The sequence below is a fragment of the Streptomyces siamensis genome, assembly GCF_039543605.1.
In the GTDB taxonomy this organism is placed as follows: Bacteria; Actinomycetota; Actinomycetes; order Streptomycetales; family Streptomycetaceae; genus Streptomyces; species Streptomyces siamensis.
In genome coordinates, this window is sequence record NZ_BAABKB010000016.1 from 137,755 (window position 1) to 159,385 (window position 21,631).

Here is a 21,631-nt window from a genome sequence, read left to right on the forward strand (position 1 = left end):
TTCCACACGCGACCGGTCCGTCGACGCGCAGCGCTGTGCCGCACACCATGGCCGTCCCGGCCGGGACACTATGGATGCGAGCGGCTACGGGGAGCGAGGGCCCTGTCATGGAGACGTCCACCGGAGAACATGGCCAACCCGTCATTGCCGTTGCCCCAGCCTAACGACGTTGCGTCCGGTCCGCAGAAGTTCAAGTGTGCTCCTGACCGGGGCACATGATGCCGTCGGGGCTCACACGTTTCGCAGGAAAGTGGTGGGCGTCGTGCCGTACGCCTCCTTGAACCGGCGTGTGAAGTGGCTGGCATCCGAGAACTCCCAGTGAGCGGCCACGTCCGCGATCCTCGCCGCTGCGCCCGCCCGCGCCAGTTCGTCGCGTGCCGCGTCCAGCCGGCGGCGCCGCAGGTATGCCATCGGGGTCTCCCCCTCAGCGGCGAAGGAACGGTGAAGCGTGCGGACGGACACTCCGAGTGCCGCGGCGATCGCAGCGGGGGACAGCGAAGGATCATCGAGGTGCCGTTCGATGGTTCGCTTCGCCACGGCGACGATCGCGTTGCCGAGCTGCTGCGCGTCGGTCGTACCCCGCTCGGTGACGACTCCACCGAGCAGACACACGGCTGCTTCCTGAGCGGCGCGCCGCCCCGCGGGGCAGAGCGCGTGCACCGCGTCCCCGTTCCGGAGCGTCTCCAGGTACGAGATCAGGACACGGACCTGCGGATCGGCGAGGTCGCACAGCATGTACGGGCGCAGGAGATGCGATCCGCCGAGATGGTCGGCGAGCAGGGGCCTGGGGACCGTCATCCAACGGGAGACGGTCGCGTGCCCGACGGCGAAGCGCCACGGCATGGCCGTGTCGCGGATCAACAGCTTGCCGGGTTCGAGGGTGAAGGCGCTGATCCTGTTCTCGAAGCGGATCCATCCGGTGAGGACGTACTGGAGGACGACCGGGTCGATCGCGCAACCGCCGCCCGACACTCCGGTGAGCTCGTCGGTGTGCTGGTGGGCGTAGGACAGGTCTCTCAACACGAATCCGTAGGCCTCGAAGCGGAAGCCCCTGACGCCCGAGTACGCCGGGAGGCAGAGCCCTGTGCAGTGCCGCCAGATCCGGGGCTTCCACGCGTGCAGGAGACGACGGGCTCCCTCCAGCGGCTGTGGCGCGATGTTCAGTGACGCCAGCGGGAGCGGGCTGTTCTTGGGCGAGGGGAGTGGCGTTGCGGGTTCCATGACGGTCCTCGCCGCGCCCGGACGTCCTGGCGTGTCCGGCCGCAGCGGCATGGGGGGATCGAGAGTCACCAATCTACGGACGTGTGAGGGTCGGCGCACGTGCGCGAGCGTCGGCGAGCGGCTTGTGGACGTCGGGACGTGCGGATTCGGGTGCCGCCCCGTCGCGGACACGAGCGTGCGACCTGTCGCCGTCTCGGAGGACACTGGGGGCGTACCGAGTTCTGCAGCGAATGAGAGCTGACGACCATGGGTGCACCCCATGCCACCCAGCGCGATGGCGATCACACGGCGGTCCGGGCGGAAGAACCGGCCCACATCCTCATTGATCACGCGGGCGTGGTCGTCGGATGGAGTCCCGCGGCCGAACGATTGCTCGGCCCTCCCGCTCGCGCGGTGCTGGGGCGCTCGGTGGGGGATCTGCTCGTCGATGCCACGCCTTCGGAGCGCGCCCTCGGCGCCGGTGACGACCTCACGGTTCGGCTGCAACGCACGGACGGACCGTGCTCGTCCTGCCGGTTGGACGTGCGTCGTGAACGCGTGGGCGACGGCGACACGCGATGGGCGGTGACGATCACTCCGGCGGACGGGGAGCATCCGACGTCGGAACTGCATCAAGCCCTCCTGGAGACCCTCTTCACGGTCTCGCCCGTGGGCCTGTATCTCTTCGATCCTCATCTGCGGATCATCCGGTTCAACCCCACGGCGGAGGGCATGGAGAACACCTCCCTCGCGGACGCCGTCGGCAAGCGTCCCGCCGAGGCATGGCCCGGCGTCGCCGTGGAGGCGATGGAGCGCGTGATGGAGCAGGTGCTCGACACCGGCCGGCCGGCGATCGGCGTCGAGAAGCGGATGTGCCCACCGGGAGACCCCGATCACGAGCACGTCTATTCGGCTTCCGTCTTCCCACTGGTGAGCGATCAGGGCCGCCTCCTGGGCCTCGCGGATGCCACCGTCGATGTGACCGACCGCCACCTCGCGCAGCGGCGGCTGCAAGTGCTCGCGCAGGCCGGCACCCGCATCGGGGCGACGCTGGACGTGCTCGACAACGCTCGTGGCCTGGCCGAAGTGTCCGTACCCGGCCTGGCCGACACCATGACCGTGGACGTACTGGAACCGGTCCTGGTGGGAGAGGAACTCGAAGCCGGTCCGGTGCGACCGGACACCGTACTGCGTCGTGCGGCTTCGAGTTCCCGTGACGAGAGAGCGCCGACAACGGCCCACCCCGACCGCACGATCCCCTCGGCGACCGCGGCCGCCGAGGTACTCGCCGACCTCGAACCGCGCATCCTCGACCCCCTCGACGCCGGCGGGCGCCAGTCATTGAACGCCCTGCCGGGACACGGCGAAGAGGTCCACTCCCTGATGCTCGTCCCCCTGGTCGCCCAGAACAGGGCGCTCGGGCTCGCCGTGTTCGGCCGCGACCGGCACCGCAGGCCCTTCGAACCGGACGATCTGGTCCTGGCCGGAGAGCTCGCCCGACGCACCGCCGCCTGCCTCGACAACACCCGCCGATACCTGCGTGAGCGCAATGCGCTGGCCGCGTTGCAGTGCGACCTCCGCTCGGAAGACCTTCCACCGGCGGACACCCTTGATGTGGCACACACGTATGTGCGAGCAGGATCCGGCGGCGACTGGGTCGATGCCGTACCGCTCTCCGGAGCACGCGTAGCCCTTGTCGCGGGCCGTGTGCCGGGCCGCGGCCTGCAGACCGCGGCAGCCGCCGGCCGGCTGCGCGCGGCGGTCCACACCCTGTCGGACCTGGACCTGGAACCGGACGAACTCCTCGCCCGGCTCGACGACCTCGCACGTCGGCTCACCATGGGAGAGCGCCCCGGAACGGGGACCGCACGACCGGAGCATCACACGGTGCGGTCGGAGGAAGGAAGCGAGGCCGGCGCCACATGCCTCTACCTGATCTACGACCCCGTGTCGGGACGTTGCTCGGCCTCCAGCGCCGGCCATCCCTGGCCCGTCGTCGTACACGCCGATGGTACGGACACCGTCCTGAAGCATCCCACCGGCGCCGCACTGTGCCGTTCCGACGGGCCTTTCGAGACGATCGACCTCACCCTGGCCGAGGGCTCCACGCTGGCCCTGTACACCCAGGGTCTCTTCCAGGAGTGGCCCGTGGAGCCGGCACGCGAGCGTGCGGCCGCCCTCCTCGATCGATTCGCAGGACCTGTGCGCCGGGCGTGCACCCTGTTGACCGACGCCTTCCTCCCGGCACGCCCGAGCGAAGACGCCGTCGTCCAGGTCGCCCGTACACACACGCTCGGTCCGGCACGGGTCGCCTCGTGGGACCTGCCGAGCGAGCCCTCCGTCGTCTCCACGGCCCGGTCGCTGGTGACCCGGCAGCTCACCGCATGGGGCATGAGCGACCTGACGTTCACGACGGAACTGATCGCCAGCGAACTCGTGACCAACGCCATCCGGTACGCCAGACCTCCCGTGACGCTGCGCTTGATCCGCACCCACGCTCTGACCTGCGAGGTCTCCGACGGCAGCAGCACCTCGCCCCGGCTGCGGCACGCCCGCACCACCGAGGAAGGAGGGAGGGGGCTCCTCCTCGCCGCCGGGTTCTCCGACCGGTGGGGCACCAGGTACTCCGAACAGGGCAAGACCGTCTGGGCCGAGCAGGGCCTTCCCGAACCTGTGGGGTGAGGCCGGCGGTAACGGTTCGAGCCTCCGTCACTCCGACAGCCCCCGAGAAGGTGCCATGAACTACCTTGAGAACGAAGGCAATCTGGACCTACCGACCGACAACGACAGTGTCTTCCCCCGCCTTTCGGACGAACACGTGGACTGCTTCCGCCGGTATGGATTTCAGGACCGGCTGGAGGCGGGCCAGGTGCTGTACTCCCGCGGCGCCCAGAATTTCGATTTCTACCTCGTCCTGGACGGGACGATCAATGTCTACCAGGAGGGCAGCCCGGGGGAGTCGGACGAGGAGCGGATCATCACCGTGTACGGCGGCGGCCAGTTCACGGGCGAGCTGTCGCTCCTCAACCGGCAGAAGTCCCTGGTCGAGGCGGTGGCCGGCGAGGCCTGCGAGGTGATCCGCCTGCGCCCCGCACAGCTGCGCCGGATGATATCGAACGAACCGGACATCGCTCGCATCGTACTGAAAGCCTTCATCCTGAGGCGTCTGAGATACATTCGGCTGGGGCTCGGAACCGTCGTGCTCGCCGGGCCGCCCAGTTCCAGAGACGTCGTCCGCATTCGAAGTTTCCTGGAACGCAATGACTATCCGGTTCACCATGTCGATCCGGACGTATCCGAAGCCGGCGCCCTGCTGGGCAGCTACGGCGTGGGAACGTCGGTCCGGTGGCCGGTCGTCGTCTGCCGCTCCGGCGGCTACCTGGAGAACCCGACGATCGCTGAAGTCGCCAGCTGCGTAGGCATCGTCGAGGTCCTCAGCGATCTCGAGACCGTCGATGTCGCCGTGGTCGGCGCGGGCCCGTCCGGTCTGGCCGCCGCCGTCTACGCCGCGTCCGAAGGCCTCAGCACGGTCGTGATCGAAGCCACCGCACCGGGCGGACAGGCGGGTACTTCCTCGATGATCGAGAACTATCTGGGATTCCCGCTCGGCATCAGCGGCCATGAACTCGCCGCACGGGCCCAGGTGCAGGCACGGAAGTTCGGCGCTCGCATCGCGATACCCCGTTCCGTGGAAGGCGTCGACTGCGCGAGCAGCCCGTTCACCCTGCTTCTCGATGACGGCCTAGCGGTCGCAGCCCGCACCGTCGTGGTGGCGACCGGCGCTCACTACCGGCGTCTGGACCTGCCGGAACTCGCCCAGTTCGAGGGAAACGGCGTTCACTACGCCGCCACGGCTCTCGAAGGGCCGTTCTGCGCCGACGAAGAAGCCTTTGTCGTCGGCGGAGCGAACTCCGCTGGACAGGCAGCGGTGTTCATCTCCCGGTTCGCCAGTCACGTCCGGGTCCTCGTGCGGGGACGAGGTCTCGCCGACTCGATGTCCCAGTACCTGCTCACCCGGATCGAGGCATCCGCGAAGATTTCGGTCCACCCGCGATCCGAGATCACCGCGTTGCAGGGCAACGGCCATGTGGAGTCCGTGCGCTGGAGCAACAGCGCGACAGGGGAGTCGCGCGTGGATCCCACGTCCAATGTCTTCCTGATGCTGGGCGCCGTGCCCAACACCGACTGGCTCAACGGCTGCCTGGAGACCGACCCGAAGGGTTTCGTACGCGTGGGCAGCGATGTGACGGACACGTCCGCGTTCCCGGAGCGCCGCCGCCCGATGGCGATGGAGTCCAGCGTGCCGGGCATCTTCGCGGTCGGCGATGTGCGGGCGGGTTCGGTGAAACGCGTGGCGTCCGCCGTGGGAGAGGGGTCGGTGGTGATCTCCGAGATACACCGCGCCCTGGCAGCGGCCGGCTCACACGCCTGATGGCCCGAAGAAGCACGACGGTGGGGCTCGGTCTGCGTGCACTGCACGCCACCCGCCCGGGGCAGGCGGGGGCGTGCACGGTCCTCGGCTGCCGACGAGTTCACGGCGCGGACGGCAGCGCGGGCCTCATTCGAAGACGATCACCTGGCGCCCGACGACGTCGCCGCGCCCCAGGGCTTCCAGATTCTCGTTGACGTCATCGAGCTTGACGCTGGTGACGTTGTGCTTGACGAGGCCGGCCTCGGCGAGGGAGAGCACCTCGACCAGGTCCAGGTGGTTGCCCCAGAAGGAACCGAGGTAGGACAACTCCGTTCCGACGAAGGGGAACTGGTTGTGCTCGACGCGGTGGCTCATCAGACCGACGGCCGCCAACGCGCCCTCAGGACCCAGCAGGTCGAACCCCATGGAGACGGAAGCGTCGCTGCCGACGCAGTCCAGGACGGCGTCGATCGTTCTCCTGCCGGTCAGCCGCTCCAGTTCGTCCTGGATGGCCTCGGTGGACTTGTCCTTGACGTTGATGCCGTGGTCCGCGCCGTTCTCCTTCGCCACGTCCAGCTTGTTGTCCGAACGGGCGAGGGCCACCACCGTCGCTCCGCTTCCGAGGAGCTTCGCGTACTGGACCGCGTAGCTGCCCAGACCGCCGATGCCCGTGACCGCGACGGTGCGGCCCGCACCGAGCTTGCCCGCGTCCCGCAGCTTCTTCATCCCTCGGTACGGCGTCATCCCCGCGTCGGTCATGGGAGCCAGGAGCTCCGGTGTCTTCGCGGCCTCCTCGGAGACCGGGATCGCATGACGGTGCTCCACGGTCATGTACTCGGCGAAACCGCCCGGAGGGCCGAAGCCCACCCACCGACCGGTGCCGCTGCACAACTGCTCGTTGCCTTCACGGCACTGGCGACATGTGCCGTCGCCCCAACTGGGGTTGACCACCACCGTGTCACCCTCGGAGTAGCCGATGGACTGCGGAACGTCACTGCCCAGTCCCGCCACTCGGCCTGTGACCTCATGGCCGGGAATGTAGGGGAAGTCCACGGGGAACGGGCCTTTGAAATAGCCATCGACGAGCTGGTAGTCGCTTCGGCACATGCCGGTCGCGGCGACCTTCAACAGAATCTCGTCCGGTGCGGGTTCGGGCACGGGAACCTCCTCGATCCGAAGAGGCTCGTTGTAGCCGTGCATCCGAGCTGCTCGCATCTGCATGGGGGGTGCCTCGCTTTCGCCGTCGAGCCGCGGCGCGCGCCGTTCGGCGTGACGGTGTCCGAGTGCCGTCCCCGGTCGCGGCCGCCGCGTGCGATGTCACCAGGTTGCTGTGTCCGCCGTGGCCCCGCATCCGGGCTTGGCGCGCAGATTCCACTACCGACAGATGCTCAGGCGTGACACTCCGCGGTTCGCTGCCTTCATGAACCCGGTGAGGCTTGTGGTGGCGTTCATCGGGTGCTTCGGCCGCCGCGTCGGCTCCGTACGCGATGGAACTTCGGCGCCACTGAGGCAGGGTCGATCCGGATTGCCGGGCGGTCATGCCGGTCCTAGCGTTGAACACGGCCTCTCAGCGCGACGGACCCGGTCGCCGGTGAGGGTGAAGGCGCGGGCGGCCCCCTCACCCGAGCAGGCGCTCGCAAAGGACAGCCATGATCAAACCGTATGGTCCCTACGACTTCATGCCGCCGATCAGGACCTTCTCGTTGACCTCGGAGTCCGTGGCCGACGGCGGACGACTGGCCCGCGAGCAGGTGAGCGGCATCCTCGGAGCGGGCGGGCGGGACATCTCACCTCAGTTGAGCTGGTCCGGCTTTCCCGAGGAGACACGCAGCTTCACGGTCGCGATGTTCGACCCCGACGTGCCCACCGCGTCGGGCTTCTGGCACTGGGCCCTGGCCAATCTCCCGGCCTCCGTGACCGACCTGCCGGCCGGGGCAGGGGACGGAGGCAGCCTGCCCGGCAGCGCGGTGACACTGGCCAACGACGCCGGCCACAGAAGGTATCTCGGTCCGGCGACACCACCGGGCAACGGGCCGGACCGGTACTTCCTCGTGGTCCATGCCGTCGACGTGGACGAACTGCCGGTGTCCGAGTCGACCACACCCGCCTACATGGATTTCCTGCTGTTCACTCACGCCCTCGCGCGGGCGACCATGTACGGCACCTACGAGCGATGAACGGTCCGGCCGGTCTCCGCGCCACCGGCGTGAGTGGCCGTGCCGAGCGGGGTGTCCGCCAGCGCGGCCGCTGGGCCACTGCTTCGGGCAGTGACCCAGCCGGACTCGTCCGGACGCGGAGCTTCGGGAATCGTCCCCGCGTCACTTCGGCTGACGGTCGTCCTGGCCTGCGGTCAGGGCGTTCCGTATCGCCAGGGGGCGAGGGCCTCGTCCGGGCTGCCGAGCAGTGCGGCCGCCTGATGCCGCGTGCGCTCCGCAGCCAGCTTGGCCTCCGCGACGACGTCGCCACGCTCACGGACCAAGTCGTCGTAGATCGTGAGATGAATGTTCTCGGTAGGGCTGAGCGTCACTACCGGTCCTTCCGCTGTCGTGTCTCTTCCGTGGCCGTTCCTGCTCCCCGGTAAAACCTCACCGGACCGTCAGGCCCGATTGAGCCGGGAAGCGATTCCGTGACCGACCAGCAAGTAAAGAACCGCCGGAAGTCCATAATTGAGAACGACGCGTAGGCCTTCTGTGTCCATCGTGAAAATGTCCTGCGACCACCAAGCCAGCCAGTCCGCTGAGCCCCGCACGAATTCGACGAACACATTCGCCTGGTTCGCATCGAGCAGGAACAGCAGGACCCACAGAACCAACAGGCCGGCCGCTGTGTCCGCGACCGTGCAGACCGCCAGCGCCGCCCGTCGTCCGCCGTCGCGGTGGCGCACGACGCGCTCCGGTCCCGGAGGCTGGTTGTACGTGGAGTACCCGGAAACCGGGTCTGGATTGCTCACGAGAAATTCCCATCTGACGCGTTGTCGTGTCGGCAAGACGGCGCAGGCGCTGCAATTCGGTCCGAGGCGCTTGCCGACTCCTCTCCCCTTCTGCGCCTTACCGGCATGGTCGCGTTACACCGCCGTCCACAACTCGCGAAATATGGCCGCCTATAAGGGCACTTACCGCGTTGTCGGTCATCGAGATATGAGAACCGGATTCTGTACGCCGCATCCCCGGAACTCCGGCATGACCACGTGACATCACCGGAAGGCGCCAGGCATCGGGCATCGGGCATCGGGTGCCAGGCGCCTGGGAGCCGGGCGCAGGGCCGAACATCGGCCCTGCGCGCCGAGGGCCGCCGTCACCGCTCAGATGGTGATGACGAGCTTGCCTTGAGGGTGTCCCGTCTCCAAGTGACGTACGGCGTCCACGGCCTGGGACAGCGGATAGGTCCGGTCGACGACCGGTTCGACGGCGCCGGCCTCGGCGAGTTCGGTGAGCTTCAGCAGATCCTGTCGCCGGGTGATCGCGATCACCGGGCGCAGCTTCTGTCCGACGAAGACGGACAGCACCAGACCGCGCACCCACCGGTCGGTGCCCCCGAACACGGGGCCGGCGTTCTCACCACCGACGAAGACCACGGTGCCGCGCGGGGCCAGCACACGACGCAGCCGGGAGAGCGAGCGGTTGCCCGCGGCGTCCAGGATGACGTCGTAGCGGGTGGGCCGGTCGGTGATGTCCTCCCGCGTGTAGTCGATGACGTCGTCGGCTCCGAGGGAGCGGACAAGACCGACCGCGGCGGATCCGCAGACGCCGGTGACCCGGGCCCCGTAATGAACGGCGAGCTGCACGGCATACGTGCCGACGCCGCCGGAGGCGCCGATCACCAGTACTTCCCGGCCGGGACCCGGACGCGCCATCTCCAGCCCCTGGAGGGCGGTCACGGCGGAGACCGGGAAGGCGGCGGCCTGCTCGAACGAGAGGCCCGCAGGCTTCGGAGCGAGCTGCTCGGCCTTGCCGCACGCGTACTCGGCGAAGGAGCCGTCGCACTGGCCGAAGACCTCGTCGCCCGGCTTGAGCGACGTCACGTCCGCTCCGACCGCTTCGACGACCCCCGCGGCGTCCCAGCCCCGCACGCGACGGGCGGGCCGCCGCAGACCTATCTGCGGATTCAGGCGGGCGAAGTAGGGCCGTCCGGTCATGAGGTGCCACACGCTCGGGTCGACGCCCGCGGCGTGCACACGCACGAGCACCTCGTCGTCGCGGGGGACCGGCGGATCGATGTCCCGCAGATGCAACTGGTCGACGGAACCGTAGGCGTCCTGGACGATGGCCTTCATCTGGGCTCCCTCACCGAGGCCGTGTCGGGGGTGCTCTCCTCCGGATGGTCTCCACGGATCGCTCCGTACGCCAGAGTCCGACGCGTGACCGGTCGGGAACCGGTCGGAGTGTCCAGCGGGACGGCCACCAACTGGCCCTCCGGAAACTGCTGTTCTGTCGGGCCGGTCGTCAGTGTGGCCCGAGGCGGTCTCGGCATCGCGGCCGGAGACGCGTACGAGGCGCCGCTGGTGAGGACCCCTCGCAGGGTGCCTCCCCGCGACAGTCCGTCCAGGCCGTCGCGCTCACGCCGAACGACACGTACGCCGATGATCCCAAAGCCCTTGTATTACCCACAGAACAAGGCAGACTTGGGCCTCGTGACGGGGCAGGACGAACTTCAGCAGCGGCGCCGGCACAACGCGACGCCGGACGAGGACGACGACCGGCCCCGGCGCGGCCCGGTACTGCTCATGACCCTCCTGGTCCCGGCCGTGGGAGCGGCAGGCGGACAGGCGGGTTCACTGATCCGGGCGGCGGAGCCCGCCGGCGGCGCGATCCTCCTGGCCTCGGCCGCCGCGGCGTTCCTGCTCGCCTTCGCCGCTCTGTCGCTCGGCACCATCTGGACCATCAACGCCGTCGCCGGCCTGATCGACAGCCACCGCGACCGTCGCGAGCGGCACTCCGGCGACACCTGGTAGCCGATCTCCGTCGCACAGGCGGCGTACGAAGCCGGTGTCGAGCCGGTGTTCACCGGCCCCACTGCCGCGCGCCGCGGCGAAGCAGCAACCGAGCTTCCCACCGGCCGACCCGTGCGCCCAGGCACTACCCCCAGGGTTTACCCACGTCCCGTCTACCGCGTCAGTTGCACCTCCATGTCAATCAGCCACGGGACGACAGCAATCGCATCGCAGCGTGCGATCCCGGCGAAGCCGAGGGCGCGAACGACTCCAAGCCCTCGGCCGGCACCAGCGCCACAAGCTCGGCCGGCGCGAGCACGCCCGGCTCGGCCGAACCCGGCGACGGCTCGTCGAAGCCCGGTACCGGGGACGGCGACAGCGGTGCCGACGACGCCGTCGCCGCCTGTGCACGTACAACTCGGCGCGGATGTCCAGGCCCCGGTCGCGGTGATCGAGGGCAGCGACCTGGAGGAACCCCCGGTTCTCGCTCCGGGGGACGAGGCGCATGCCGCCCTGCTGGTCAACGGCGGCGCCCGGGACACCTACGAGGCGAAGACCATCACGCTCCACCTCCAGGACCCAGAACTCGGCAGTCATGCGATCGGCCAGATCGGCTTCGATCTGCCCGGCGTGGACTCGTTGACGGTCGACGACGGTGCTCGCGTCACCTACTGGACGACCGCTTCGGGCTACGCCCTGGACTTCATCATGTCCCTGTGACAGTTCCCGGCCGGGAGCACGGGGAGGCGTTCCGGGTCGGCAGAGCATCGAGGCGGATTCCGTGGCGTCCGTCGAGCACGGGTGGCCGTGTGTGACGAGCGCCACTTTCGCGACGTACAACTAAAACGTTGATCTCTGATCGTTACGCCAAGAGACCCTAACGAGCTGGCAAAGCCTGCTGGACATGGGCTTTGATGTCGGCGCGGCGCGACCGGCATCTGGACGCGCCCACGGACACATGAGGGTGGGAACGAACGTGAAGTCAGCTCTGGGACGCGTCCTGGTCGGTATCGGTGTGACGGCGGCGCTCGGCGCGACGGCCGCATGCGGTGGGCAGGGCACCGACGAGAAGGACAGTGGCTCCAAGAAGCCTGCGGCGAAGGCCACGCCCGCCGCGCAGGAGGGTCTGAAGCCGCTCACCGAGGCGCAGTTGACGAAGGCCGCGATCACGAAGGCGGACGTGAAGGGCTACCGCGTCGGCAACACTCCCGACGACGAGATCCCGGAGGTGAGCGTGCCCGCGAAGCCCGCCACCTGCCAGGCCGTCGCCGACATGTTCCTGCTCGGCACCGAGCCCGACGCCACGGCCCGTGTGTCCCGTTCGCTGACCAGCCTGACGCAGACCGACGGCACGCTGCTGCGCATGGGCCTGCTCGCGCAGAAGGAGGCCGACGCCAAGAAGGTGGTGGCCGACCTGCGCACGCAGAGCCAGGAGTGCAACTCCTACGAGCACACCGACTACAAGTACACCGGCGTCAAGCCTCTCAAGGACCCCGGTCTCGGCGACGAGTCGGTGTCGTACACGATGACCAGTGACATCGAGGGCGAGAAGTTCCCGGTCACCTACTCCGTCGTCCGCAGCGGCTCGACCCTGGTCGTCTTCTACGCGATGAACGCCCTGGGCGGAAAGGCGCCCGAGGTGCCGGCCGCTGTCATGGAGGCGCAGGTCACCAAGCTGGAGAAGACCGTCTGACACGACGGTACGGCGTGAACGAAGGGCCCCGCAGCAAGATTTGGCGGGGCCCTTCGCCGTCGTCCTCGACGACGACATCCACGACACAGTCCGCGCTGCGACGGCGGGCAGCACCGCATGTTCAACGAATGTGACGGCATGCGAGACAGCTCACCCAGTCACCGCCGAGAGCACCCGCCCGCGGGCACGCCGTGGCCACGTCCGCACCGCGGGGGAGCGAGAACCGGCGGGGTCCGAGGCGTACGGCAGGGCGCCGGTCGGCGCGATCTGGCTGGGGCCCGGTGAGTTCCGCGAGGCACCACGAAGTGGCGCTCGCTCCGAGAAGAGAGAGCGAGGACGAAGGTGCGCTGAACCCGTTCGTCCACGCACCGAGCCGGCCCTAATGCCGGACCCGGACGACAAGCTTGCCGGTGGCGCGGTCGTGTTCCATGTCGTCGTGGGCCCGCGGGACCTGCTCCAGACCGTCGTAGACCCGGTCGACGGGGAAGGTCAGTCGACCGTCTGCGACCGCGTCGAGAATCTCCTGAAACGCCTTGCGGGGCAGGTCGGCGGCGTCGCCGAAGTAGCCCGAGAGGCGCACCCCCTTGGGAAGGTATTCGTTGGGGGAGAAGTCCCGTACCGTCCACTGGTTGGAGAGGCTGCCGCCGAAGCACCCGGTGCCGTGCACGCGTACCGCACGCAGGGTGTCGGGCAGGGTGGGCGTGCCGACGAGATCGAGGGCGGCGTCGACACCGTCCGGATACAGCTCGCGCACGGCGGATGCGACCTCACCGGTGTCGAGCAGGGGATGGTCGACACCGTGCTCCTTCAACAGGGCGAGGCGGTCGGCCCGTCGGGTGGTGGAGAGCACCGTGGCGCCGCGCCATGCGGCCAGTGCGGCGGCCGCCAGCCCGACCGACGAGGTGCCGCCTCGGATCAGTACCGACTGGCCGGGCTTCAGGTCCAGGCCGATGGTCAGCGAGCCGTAGGCCGTCTGCACCATCTCCGGCAACGCGCCGAGCACCTCCCAGGGCAGGTCGGTGTCGACAGGGATCACCTGGGACAGCGGCACCGACGTGTACTCGGCATAACCGCCGTCGTAGGTGCGCCCCATGTCCCCCATCATCGCGACGACCTTCTGCCCGCGGGCCAGCCCACTGCCGGCCGGGGCCGCGTCGACCGTACCGGCAGCCTCGATACCCGGTACCCGGGGAAAGCTGACGCCCACGCTCACTCCCAGTCGCAGCTTGAGCTCGGAGCGGTTGAGGCCGAACGCCTCGACGCGGATGCGTACCCAGCCCTCCCTCTCCGGCGGAAGCGGGAGGGTGGTCAGCCGCAGGTTCTCGATGGGGCCGGGGGCAGTGAGCCGTACTGCGCGCATCGTGGTCGGCGAGGACGTCATGGTTCTGCCTACTTCCCGAGGGGAGGAGAGCGGTCGGCGGTGGTCAACAAGCGGCGGGCGTGCCTTCATTCCCGACTCGCCCCGGTCATCTGCCTGTTGGGAGACCGACCGGCCTGTCTGCGCCGACCGCGCATGGTCTCCCTCTGGAGGCGGCGGGCACCGGCGCAGCCATCGCGGCACACCAGCAGGGCGGGCAGGGCCGCGCGACGGGGACCGGGGGAGGGGAGCGAGGAGAAGGCGACGGTGTGGTGACGGCCCGCCCGACGATCGTCCTGGCAAGATGGCGGCATGGAACGAGTGCTTGGAATCGGTGGGTACTTCCTTCGGGCCGCAGATCCGGCGGCGCTGAGTGCGTGGTATCGCGACTGCCTGGGCCTGGACGCCGACGAGAACGGCCTGTGGCGTCAGGAAACCGGGATGACGGTGTTCGCGACGTTCGAGTCCGACACCGACTACTTCGGATCCCGCACCCAGCGAACCATGCTCAACTTCCGGGTCCGCGACCTGGACGCGATGCTCGCGCAACTGCGGTCCAAAGGAGCGGATGTCGACGAAGAAACGCAGGACATGGAAGGAGTCGGCCGATTCGGCTGGGTCACCGACCCCGATGGCAATCGCATCGAACTGTGGCAGCCCGCATAGTCACTGGTCTTTGCGGCACACGCCGGTGCACGCCACCGGGACACCGGCGTCCTCGGTGAGGAATGGCATGAAGACCCATGCCCAGCTGCAACTCTGAGCTGCCCGAGGCTTCACCTGCCGGCAGACGCCTGACCTGACCTGATAAGTTACCCACACACGCGAGCCTTCTCGGTGCGGACTGCGATCCGCCGAGGAGGCTTTTTTCATGCCCGGGCACGCGACTCCCGGCATGTGGCGCAACCGCTTCGAGACCGCCGGCCCCACGAGGGACCGGAAGTCGCGTACCCAACCACTGGTTCCCCACCCCAGCCCGCAAGAGGAGTCCCTTTCGCATGCTCCGACCGACGAACGCTGCAGCACCCGCCGATACGTGGCGACTCGGCGACTCGATCATCAACCGCCTCGGGTTCGGCGCGATGCGTCTGACCGGGACCGCGCCCTTCGACCGAGGCACGCCACGTGACCGCGAGCCGTCGATCGCCTTGCTGCGGCGGGCTGTTGGGCTGGGTGTGAATCACATCGACACCGCGGCGTTCTACTTCTCGGCGACGCGCTCCGCGAACGAGCTGATCAATCGCGCACTGGCACCGTACCCGGAGGATCTTGTCATCACGACCAAGGTCTGGCCGGGCCGCGACTCCTCAGGCGGATGGTGGTGGGCCACACCCGCACAGCTGCGTGGCCAGGTGGAGGAGAACCTACGACAACTCGGTCGGGACCACCTCGACGTGGTCAACCTCCGCGTGCCACCGAGCCGGCGGACGGACTCGATCAGCGATCACTTCGGTGCGCTGGCCACACTGCGCGACGCGGGACTGATCCGGCACCTGGGCATCTCGAACGTCACGTCCGAGCAACTGACCGAGGCGCTCGCCATCGCCCCCGTCGTCTGCGTGCAGAACCCGTACGGAATCGGCGCGTCGAACGCGGATCGGGCTCTGCTTCACCTCTGCGGCGAACTCGGCATCGCCTTCGTTCCCTTCTTCGCGATCGCCGGTTCCGGGCGCGAGGCAGGGCCGGCAGCCCAAGACAGCGAGGAGGTACGCGCCGTCGCCCGCACACACGGGGTCTCCACCGCGCAGGTCCGACTGGCCTGGACCTTGCACCAGGGACCACATGTTCTGGCCATCCCCGGGACCGGCGATCAAGGCCACCTTGAACAGAACATGGCCGCCGGCGCGCTGCGACTCTCGGAGGAGGAAATGACACTCCTGTCGCAGCCCCAGTCCCAGTCCCAGTCCCAGTCGCAGCCGAAGGCGACTCCTGGTCATAGGGCCGACCACGCGACACCGCCCGCCGGCTAGGGCCAGGGGGATGGCGCGCCGGCCCGCAGCGTGCCCCACTTCCGTGGCTGTCAGGAGACGCTCGCGAGGATCTTCTCCGCCACCTTGGATGCTGCCGCCCCGCCGCCGTCTCCGTCGGCACCTTCGTTCGAGGGCAGGCCTTCGACGCGGACGGCCACGGCAATGCGACGTCCGTCGGATGTCTCCGCGTGGCCGATGAACCACGAGACGGCGGAGTCACTCCCGGTGCGAGTGACCCACCCCGTCTGCCCGCCGCCCCCGAGTGCCGCGCGCAGCGCTTCGGCCGTGCCGCGGGAGATCGCCTGCTCAGCGGATGGGCCACCTGCGGCCTCGGGCGGTTGAGTGACACCCGCCTTCGTCACATGGTCCACCAGCTGCGGGTGCACCAGGCGCCCGCCGTTGACGACCGCTGCCGCAACTCGCGCCATCTCCAATGGAGTTGCCCGGACCTCACCGGCCCCGATCCCCGACAGAGCGGCCTCGGCGGCCGACGCGCCGGCACCGGGGTAGCTGCTTTCGGCGACCGACAGCGGCACCTTGAGCTTGTCGTCGTCGAAGCCGAACTTCTGCGCGACGGAACGCAGTCGCGCCTGGCCGAGGTCGGCGGCCATCTTGGTGAACACGTTCGCGCAGGAGTGGCGCAGTGCCACTCTGATCGAAGCGTTCACGCATTGCGGCGACGCGCCGGTCACCCGCGTCGTCGAGAGAGGGAGCACATACGTGAGAGGGCTGGCGGTGGCTTCGTCCACCGTCGAATAGAGCCCCCCGTCCAAGGCGGCGGCCGCGACGACGATGCTGAAGGTCGCCCCCGGCGCATCGGCCCGCCTGACGGCCCGGTCGAGCATCGGCGAACGGCTGTCGGTGGTGGCCGACTTCCACGCCTGCACGTCCTTCGACCCTCGGCCGCTGAACAGCGCCGGGTCGTAGGAAGGCGTGCTGACGACGGCGAGAAGCTTTCCGGACTTCGCGTCGAGCGCCACCGCGGCACCCTGCTGGTCGCCCAGCGCGTCGAAGGCGGCCTTCTGGACGGCGGGTTCGATGGTTGTCGCGACGTCGCCAGTGGCGGCGCCGGACGCCCCTGCGTGCAGGACGTCGTCGTAGACGGCCTCGAGCCCGGCGTTGCCGAACGCCATCGACCGGTAGCCCGTGACCGACGCGTAGAGAGGGCCGTCGGTGTAGGTCCGCTGGTACGGGATCTTGGTGAGATCCGTGGGCTTCGAACCGGTGACGGCCTTTCCACCGACGAGGATGTCGCCGAGTCCGCGTTTCGACAGGGAAGTCGGCCCGGCGGAGGACTTGCCCGCGTTGTCGGTGTGTGTGTCCTGGCTGCAGCCGCTCGTGACCGCGGCGAGTGCGACGAGAGCCCCCGAGACGCGGAGCGCCCCTCTCATGGTCGAGTGCATGGCGGCATCTTAGGGAAAGCACTGAAGCGAGAGGGTAGTTGTGCACAATCGGTACCCGTCTGCCGCATTCATGTCAGGATCTGCGGAGTGCACCCTGTGTCATGGGGGCGGGGGACGAGGGGGGGCGCTCGTGGACGCTTTTCTGCAGAACATTCCGCAGCCCGAGGATCTGTGGAGATTCGCCGTCAACGGTGTCTTCGGACCTGGCATCGCGGTGACCGCGTATCTGCTGTACGTCCTCGTGACCGCGTGGCTGGGCACCATCAAGTCGACCATGAAGCTCGCCCGCCGGATGGGCGGGGTGGCCCGTGAGGCCCAGGTCCGACTGGTGGAGATGTCCTCGACGGAGATCACGGCCGCCGTCGGGCTGTCCTTTCTGCTCGGGCTGGTGGTGTGCGGCTGGCTGCTCGGCGTGCTCGTCATCGGGAACCTGATCGCCTTCGCCTATCAGAAGTCGGGGCATGAGTTCCTGGAGCTCCAGACGCGGGACGCGGCGTCGCTCGTGGACTGGCTGCAGTGGAACACGTTCACCAAGGGCTACTTCATCGCGGCGCTCGTCGTGCTGCTGATCACGATCGTGCAGCGGGGAATTCCGAACCTTGGCTTCCTGGCCTTCCTGATCGGCGTACCGACCATGCCGTGGGGCCTGTCGATCGCCGTCCTGACGGTGTTCGAGGTCATCCTGGGCTGCTTCGCGTGGATGGGGACGGGGCACTACTCGGCGGGGGCCGGTTTCACCTGGCACCTGGTGTTCGCGGCCATCGTCGCCGCGTACCTCGGCGCGTGCGTCGTCGCCCTGCGCGCGGCCAGGGGCCTGGGCCGGTTGTGGCTGGCGAGGGCGTAGTCCGCTGTGCGCACCGGCCGTGCCGGCGCGCCGAGGGCTTCCTGGTGGGGCCTGTTGATGACGGTGCGATGCGGTGGCCGACGGTACGGGCGGGGTCCACGGCGGGTTGTCCGTGCGGTCGAAAGCCACCGTGCTGATGTCGCACACCCACCTTGGTAACATCTGTTACCATGCGGCTATGGCGAAGACGCAACTGGGCGCGCGAGTGGACGAGGATGTCGCGGAGCTCGCGAGGAAACGAGCCGCGGACCTGGGGTTGAGCATCGGGGACTACCTCGCGAGGCTTGTGCAGGACGACGCCAGCGGCCTGCGCACGCGCGCGGTGGACGCGGCTGCCCGCTTCCTCGCCGACCACCAGGCGGTCTTCGACGATGCCGAGGAAGCCCAGCAGGCGCCCCGGGGAGGACGCGCGGCCTGATGGATCTGCACATCGACGTCCCTTGGATCCTGCAGGTCGCTGAGGCCGCCGGCGCCAACGACCCGGCCCCCGACGACTACGGCGTTCCCATTTCCGCGGTCGCCCGCCACCGCGCCGAGCTGTTCGAGCACTCCGTCTATGACGGTCCCTACGCGAAAGCCGCGGCCTTGGTGCACACGCTGGGCCGGTGCCGCTGGCTCGAGCGCTCCAACCTGGCCGTCGCGGCCGCCACCGGCGTCATGTACCTCGAAGCGGCCGGGATCACCGTCAAGCCGGCCCGTGAGGATGCCGTCGCCCTGAAGGACCTGCTCCTCGACCCGGGCTGCACCGCAGGGAGCATCGCCGCCCTGCTGCGGACCTGGCCCACCCCCACCTGACGCGCTGAGGGCACCTGATGCCGTTGGTGCCGGCGCCGTGGCGTGATCACCACGGAAGTCGGCTCGGCTGTGCGGTTCCGCGTCGACCCCATGGGCTGACGGGATGCTCTCCGTCCGCCTCCCGTCGCCGTCATCACCTCGCCGGACCCGCCGCCTCGTCGTCGACTGGAATGCCCAGCCGGCCGGCCACGAAGGTGAGCGCCGCGCCCAGGGGGAGCGCGACCCGGGTGATGGCGTGCTGGTCACCGCGGGTCGGGTCCCGGTTGACGATCAGCACCGGCTTTCCGGCCCGGGCCGCTTGGCGGACGAACCGGAGCCCGGACATGACCGTCAGGGAGGAGCCCAGGACCAGGATCGAGGCCGCTTCGCGAACCAGCTCGCGGCAGTGCTCGACCCGCGACGGGGGCACGGCTTCGCCGAAGAACACCACATCCGGTTTGAGGATGCCGCCGCAGAGCGTGCAGGGCACCACGCGGAAGTCCCCGACCTGTTCGTCGGTGAGGTCGGCGTCACCGTCCGGGTTGATCCCGGCGGCCACGGGCTCGAAGTCCGCGTTGGCTTCCTCCAGCCGCCGGGCCAGTTCGCGACGCGGGCTGAACGCGCCGCAGGAAAGGCAGACGACCCGGTCCAGACTCCCGTGGAGCTCCACGACGTTCTCGCTGCCGGCGGCCTGGTGCAGGCCGTCGACGTTCTGGGTGATCACGCCCGAGAGCAGGCCGTGCCGTCCGAATGCGGCGACGGCTCGGTGTCCGGCGTTGGGATGGGCGCGGCTGAAGGTGCGCCAGCCGAGGTGGCTGCGCGCCCAGTACCGGCGCCGGGCGTGGGCGCTGGTGGTGAAGTCCTGGTAGGTCATCGGGGTGTGCCGGCTCAGACTCCCTCCCTCGCCTCGGTAGTCGGGGATGCCCGATTCCGTGGAGATGCCGGCACCGCTGAGCACCAGCACACCGCCGGTGCCCAACGCTGCGGCTACCGGCTCCGGATCTGTGGTGCCCGGCGGCAGGTCCTCGGCGGGGGACCAGCTCAGGGTGGGGCGCATGCGCATGCCCTCCAGGCTACGGAACAGGCAGCCGTACGCGTCGTCGGCCGTGCTCCGATCAGCGGGGGCTCGTGTGGGCGGCGAGGAAACGGGCAGCATGGCGCCCATGGGTCATCCAAACATCAGTTCCGCACCGGGCGGGGGTGTGCGGATCAGGCGGTCGCCCCCGGCGCGAGCCATTGGTAGCGCCCGCCGCACTCTTGGGCGAGCCAACGGTTCAGGCTGCTCAGGCCGCGCTCGTTGATCTGCCCCTCATGGATGCCGTGGGCCCGTTCCGGATCGACGGTGCGGATGAAGTCGATGGCCTCGTCCGTCTTCATCCATGAACCCTGGAGGGGGACCAGCAGGATCTCGACCGGTCGGTCGGGGCAGTGGAGGGAGTCTCCGGGGTGGTAGAGGCGGTCCTCCACCAAGTAGCCCAGATTCGCGCAGTCCGGGAGGCCTCCGTAGACGGGTGCGTGTCTCCCGCCCTGGCTGGTCACCCGGAAGCCCGCCGCCCTGAACTCCTCGCCGGCGCCGACTCCGGTGAAGTCCAGGGACGGGATCCGGGCGTACTCGGGGGCGTAGACGGGCGCACCCAGCCCCTTCAGCCGCAAAACGTCGACGTGATCCGCGTGTTCGTGGGTCACCAGGACCGCGTCGGCGCCGACGAGTGCCTGGGGTTCGCTCCAGATGCCGGGATCGATGACCAGCGTGCCGCCGTCGTGCTCCAACCGGACACAGGAGTGGGCGTACTTGGTGATCCGCACTCGAGTGAGGATAGCCTGGGACCTGATGGGCGCCTTCGGCGAATGGCCGGACACCGCCAGTCGGCCCCCAGTCGGTCCGGCACCCGGGTACTGCGCGCCGCTCGTGAGGTCCGCGCACTGAGCACCGGTGTGCCTGCCCCAAGATCCACTCGCGTCAGCCTGCGCGCGTCACAGTGACCCCGGCCGCTGGGTTCCACGCGGCCGCGGTGCGTGCGAGGTCAGGACATGATCAGGGGATCAGGGCTTGAAGGCGTCCTCGGTTCCTTCCTTGGCGCTCCGCAACTTGCCCCGTGCTTCGAGCGCGGCACCCTTTGCTTCGAGGGTCTCGTTGTGCACCGCGTGGGCGGCCTTCCGCACGGTCTTGCCGACGACCTGTTCGGCCTTGGCCTTGGCTTTCTGTCCGGCACTCATGTCAGCACCTCCATGCAGGCTCACTGTGCCGCGTCCCCTTGATGCGGGAGATGAAACCGAGAGGTTCCGATCGGGGAGGAGCAGGCCTCTGCCGTTGTCCCGGTAATCCTGCCGACCGGTCGCCTCGCACTGCTGAAGCGCGCCGAGGTGGGTTCCCTGGAACCATCGACGCGACGGCTCGCTCGACCCGCACCGATCAGGAGGCGTCCTCGCTCATCTTCTCCACCACACGCTCGGAGATCTGGGCCAGCACCCGCAGTTCCGCCGGCGTGACATGGTCGAGGAACAGGGTGCGCACCGCCTCGACATGCAGTGGGGCGGCGGCCTCGATCATGGCGCGCCCGGCGTCCGTGATCACCGCGAAGGCGCCCCGCCCGTCCTCGGCGCACTCTTCCCGCATCACCAGCCCACGTTTGACCATGCGGGAAATCTGGTGGGAGATCCGACTCTTCTCCCACTCCAACGCGCGGGCGAGATCGAGAACCCGCTGCCGCCCGTCGGGTGCGTCGGTCAGCTCGACCAGCACCGCGAAGTCCGCCTCGGAGATGTTGGACTCCGTCTGCAACAAGCGCGACAGTCGGCCGCGGAGCGTCGCTTGAAGACGGACGAAACAGCGCCACGCGTGTTGTTCCTCAGGCGTCAACCACCGCACCGTTTCTGTCATGGACGAAGCCTAAACTAGTTGATACATCATCCGAATGTCGTGGGGGCCTTCGGCGGGTGACCGCTTCGCTCGTCAGGTCCCGCCTGGGTCGCGCACTCCTTCCCCGGTGGGGAACCCCCCTCGTGCGCCGTGTGACGCCACGGCCTTTGGTTGACACGTCAACCATGT

General features: G+C 68.9%; 22 protein-coding genes. 11 read left to right on the top strand and 11 right to left on the bottom strand.

Annotated features, from left to right (window positions below; genetic code table 11):
* Positions 1-231: 231 nt before the first annotated feature.
* The gene (locus ABEB03_RS21195) at positions 232-1,221 is read right to left on the bottom strand and encodes a helix-turn-helix domain-containing protein (protein WP_345651389.1); all 990 of its coding nucleotides are present in this window, start codon (positions 1,219-1,221) and stop codon (positions 232-234) included.
* Between the two features lie 246 nt (positions 1,222-1,467).
* On the opposite strand from ABEB03_RS21195, the gene ABEB03_RS21200 reads away from it, so the two are divergent.
* Together ABEB03_RS21200 and ABEB03_RS21205 are read left to right on the top strand one after the other, a co-directional pair.
* Positions 1,468-3,882: a SpoIIE family protein phosphatase gene (locus tag ABEB03_RS21200; protein ID WP_345651392.1), complete on the top strand. Its 2,415-nt coding sequence runs from the start codon at positions 1,468-1,470 to the stop codon at positions 3,880-3,882.
* 55 nt (positions 3,883-3,937) lie between these two features.
* Positions 3,938-5,632, top strand: coding sequence for an FAD-dependent oxidoreductase (locus ABEB03_RS21205; RefSeq protein WP_345651394.1), 1,695 nt, complete (start codon positions 3,938-3,940; stop codon positions 5,630-5,632).
* Between the two features lie 126 nt (positions 5,633-5,758).
* On the opposite strand, the gene ABEB03_RS21210 is transcribed toward ABEB03_RS21205, so the two are convergent.
* A complete protein-coding gene (locus ABEB03_RS21210; RefSeq protein ID WP_345651396.1) occupies positions 5,759-6,769 on the bottom strand; it encodes an NAD(P)-dependent alcohol dehydrogenase in 1,011 nt (336 codons plus the stop codon).
* Positions 6,770-7,260: 491 nt separating this feature from the next.
* Between ABEB03_RS21210 and ABEB03_RS21215 the strand changes: the two genes are divergently transcribed.
* Positions 7,261-7,788, top strand: coding sequence for a YbhB/YbcL family Raf kinase inhibitor-like protein (locus tag ABEB03_RS21215; RefSeq protein WP_345651398.1), 528 nt, complete (start codon positions 7,261-7,263; stop codon positions 7,786-7,788).
* Between the two features lie 173 nt (positions 7,789-7,961).
* Here ABEB03_RS21215 and ABEB03_RS21220 read toward each other — a convergent pair whose 3' ends face one another.
* The 3 genes from ABEB03_RS21220 to ABEB03_RS21230 all read right to left on the bottom strand — a co-directional run bounded on the left by ABEB03_RS21220 (position 7,962) and on the right by ABEB03_RS21230 (position 9,884).
* A complete protein-coding gene (locus ABEB03_RS21220) occupies positions 7,962-8,138 on the bottom strand; it encodes a hypothetical protein (RefSeq protein WP_345651401.1) in 177 nt (58 codons plus the stop codon).
* Positions 8,139-8,207: 69 nt separating this feature from the next.
* On the bottom strand, positions 8,208-8,561 hold the full coding sequence (locus ABEB03_RS21225; protein WP_345651406.1) for a hypothetical protein: 354 nt from the start codon (positions 8,559-8,561) through the stop codon (positions 8,208-8,210).
* A 351-nt stretch (positions 8,562-8,912) separates the two neighbouring features.
* Positions 8,913-9,884: an NAD(P)-dependent alcohol dehydrogenase gene (locus ABEB03_RS21230; RefSeq protein WP_345651409.1), complete on the bottom strand. Its 972-nt coding sequence runs from the start codon at positions 9,882-9,884 to the stop codon at positions 8,913-8,915.
* A 357-nt stretch (positions 9,885-10,241) separates the two neighbouring features.
* On the opposite strand from ABEB03_RS21230, the gene ABEB03_RS21235 reads away from it, so the two are divergent.
* From ABEB03_RS21235 to ABEB03_RS21245, 3 genes are all read left to right on the top strand, one after another.
* The gene (locus ABEB03_RS21235; protein WP_345651412.1) at positions 10,242-10,562 is read left to right on the top strand and encodes a hypothetical protein; all 321 of its coding nucleotides are present in this window, start codon (positions 10,242-10,244) and stop codon (positions 10,560-10,562) included.
* A 384-nt stretch (positions 10,563-10,946) separates the two neighbouring features.
* Positions 10,947-11,261 carry a hypothetical protein gene (locus ABEB03_RS21240; RefSeq protein ID WP_345651416.1) on the top strand — a complete coding sequence of 105 codons (315 nt, stop codon included), beginning with the start codon at positions 10,947-10,949 and terminating at the stop codon, positions 11,259-11,261.
* Between the two features lie 256 nt (positions 11,262-11,517).
* The gene (locus tag ABEB03_RS21245; protein WP_345651420.1) at positions 11,518-12,234 is read left to right on the top strand and encodes a hypothetical protein; all 717 of its coding nucleotides are present in this window, start codon (positions 11,518-11,520) and stop codon (positions 12,232-12,234) included.
* Between the two features lie 379 nt (positions 12,235-12,613).
* On the opposite strand, the gene ABEB03_RS21250 is transcribed toward ABEB03_RS21245, so the two are convergent.
* Entirely contained in the window at positions 12,614-13,615 is a 1,002-nt protein-coding gene (locus ABEB03_RS21250; protein ID WP_345651423.1) for a zinc-binding dehydrogenase, read from the bottom strand.
* A gap of 288 nt (positions 13,616-13,903) precedes the next feature.
* On the opposite strand from ABEB03_RS21250, the gene ABEB03_RS21255 reads away from it, so the two are divergent.
* Positions 13,904-14,257: a VOC family protein gene (locus ABEB03_RS21255; protein ID WP_345651426.1), complete on the top strand. Its 354-nt coding sequence runs from the start codon at positions 13,904-13,906 to the stop codon at positions 14,255-14,257.
* 332 nt (positions 14,258-14,589) lie between these two features.
* Positions 14,590-15,561, top strand: a complete 972-nt coding sequence (locus ABEB03_RS21260) for an aldo/keto reductase (protein WP_345651428.1) — start codon at positions 14,590-14,592, stop codon at positions 15,559-15,561.
* Between the two features lie 50 nt (positions 15,562-15,611).
* On the opposite strand, the gene ABEB03_RS21265 is transcribed toward ABEB03_RS21260, so the two are convergent.
* Positions 15,612-16,964 (bottom strand): penicillin-binding transpeptidase domain-containing protein, encoded by a 1,353-nt coding sequence (locus tag ABEB03_RS21265; protein WP_345651431.1) that lies wholly within the window; start codon positions 16,962-16,964, stop codon positions 15,612-15,614.
* A gap of 130 nt (positions 16,965-17,094) precedes the next feature.
* Here ABEB03_RS21265 and ABEB03_RS21270 point away from each other — a divergent pair, with 130 nt between their 5' ends.
* From ABEB03_RS21270 to ABEB03_RS21280, 3 genes are all read left to right on the top strand, one after another.
* The gene (locus ABEB03_RS21270; protein ID WP_345651434.1) at positions 17,095-17,808 is read left to right on the top strand and encodes a hypothetical protein; all 714 of its coding nucleotides are present in this window, start codon (positions 17,095-17,097) and stop codon (positions 17,806-17,808) included.
* Between the two features lie 178 nt (positions 17,809-17,986).
* Positions 17,987-18,226 (top strand): hypothetical protein, encoded by a 240-nt coding sequence (locus ABEB03_RS21275; protein ID WP_345651437.1) that lies wholly within the window; start codon positions 17,987-17,989, stop codon positions 18,224-18,226.
* Positions 18,226-18,603, top strand: a complete 378-nt coding sequence (locus ABEB03_RS21280) for a fic family toxin-antitoxin system, toxin component (RefSeq protein WP_345651440.1) — start codon at positions 18,226-18,228, stop codon at positions 18,601-18,603. The genes ABEB03_RS21275 and ABEB03_RS21280 overlap by 1 nt, the downstream gene beginning before the upstream one ends.
* 133 nt (positions 18,604-18,736) lie before the next feature.
* Here ABEB03_RS21280 and ABEB03_RS21285 read toward each other — a convergent pair whose 3' ends face one another.
* The 4 genes from ABEB03_RS21285 to ABEB03_RS21300 all read right to left on the bottom strand — a co-directional run bounded on the left by ABEB03_RS21285 (position 18,737) and on the right by ABEB03_RS21300 (position 21,463).
* Positions 18,737-19,645 carry an NAD-dependent protein deacetylase gene (locus ABEB03_RS21285; RefSeq protein ID WP_345651444.1) on the bottom strand — a complete coding sequence of 303 codons (909 nt, stop codon included), beginning with the start codon at positions 19,643-19,645 and terminating at the stop codon, positions 18,737-18,739.
* 146 nt (positions 19,646-19,791) lie between these two features.
* A complete protein-coding gene (locus tag ABEB03_RS21290; protein WP_345651447.1) occupies positions 19,792-20,388 on the bottom strand; it encodes an MBL fold metallo-hydrolase in 597 nt (198 codons plus the stop codon).
* A gap of 237 nt (positions 20,389-20,625) precedes the next feature.
* On the bottom strand, positions 20,626-20,799 hold the full coding sequence (locus ABEB03_RS21295) for a hypothetical protein (RefSeq protein WP_345651450.1): 174 nt from the start codon (positions 20,797-20,799) through the stop codon (positions 20,626-20,628).
* Between the two features lie 196 nt (positions 20,800-20,995).
* On the bottom strand, positions 20,996-21,463 hold the full coding sequence (locus tag ABEB03_RS21300; protein ID WP_345651453.1) for a MarR family winged helix-turn-helix transcriptional regulator: 468 nt from the start codon (positions 21,461-21,463) through the stop codon (positions 20,996-20,998).
* Between the last annotated feature and the right edge of the window lie 168 nt (positions 21,464-21,631).

Excerpts from the sequence above, each read along its gene's own strand:
- ABEB03_RS21195 (WP_345651389.1), bottom strand. The coding sequence starts at position 1,221 with ATGGAACCCGCAACGCCACTCCCCTCGCCCAAGAACAGCCCGCTCCCG.
- ABEB03_RS21200 (WP_345651392.1), top strand. The coding sequence starts at position 1,468 with ATGGGTGCACCCCATGCCACCCAGCGCGATGGCGATCACACGGCGGTC.
- ABEB03_RS21205 (WP_345651394.1), top strand. The coding sequence starts at position 3,938 with ATGAACTACCTTGAGAACGAAGGCAATCTGGACCTACCGACCGACAAC.
- ABEB03_RS21215 (WP_345651398.1), top strand. The coding sequence starts at position 7,261 with ATGATCAAACCGTATGGTCCCTACGACTTCATGCCGCCGATCAGGACC.
- ABEB03_RS21230 (WP_345651409.1), bottom strand. The coding sequence starts at position 9,884 with ATGAAGGCCATCGTCCAGGACGCCTACGGTTCCGTCGACCAGTTGCAT.
- ABEB03_RS21250 (WP_345651423.1), bottom strand. The coding sequence starts at position 13,615 with ATGACGTCCTCGCCGACCACGATGCGCGCAGTACGGCTCACTGCCCCC.
- ABEB03_RS21255 (WP_345651426.1), top strand. The coding sequence starts at position 13,904 with ATGGAACGAGTGCTTGGAATCGGTGGGTACTTCCTTCGGGCCGCAGAT.
- ABEB03_RS21260 (WP_345651428.1), top strand. The coding sequence starts at position 14,590 with ATGCTCCGACCGACGAACGCTGCAGCACCCGCCGATACGTGGCGACTC.
- ABEB03_RS21265 (WP_345651431.1), bottom strand. The coding sequence starts at position 16,964 with ATGCACTCGACCATGAGAGGGGCGCTCCGCGTCTCGGGGGCTCTCGTC.
- ABEB03_RS21275 (WP_345651437.1), top strand. The coding sequence starts at position 17,987 with ATGGCGAAGACGCAACTGGGCGCGCGAGTGGACGAGGATGTCGCGGAG.
- ABEB03_RS21280 (WP_345651440.1), top strand. The coding sequence starts at position 18,226 with ATGGATCTGCACATCGACGTCCCTTGGATCCTGCAGGTCGCTGAGGCC.
- ABEB03_RS21285 (WP_345651444.1), bottom strand. The coding sequence starts at position 19,645 with ATGCGCATGCGCCCCACCCTGAGCTGGTCCCCCGCCGAGGACCTGCCG.
- ABEB03_RS21295 (WP_345651450.1), bottom strand. The coding sequence starts at position 20,799 with ATGAGTGCCGGACAGAAAGCCAAGGCCAAGGCCGAACAGGTCGTCGGC.
- ABEB03_RS21300 (WP_345651453.1), bottom strand. The coding sequence starts at position 21,463 with ATGACAGAAACGGTGCGGTGGTTGACGCCTGAGGAACAACACGCGTGG.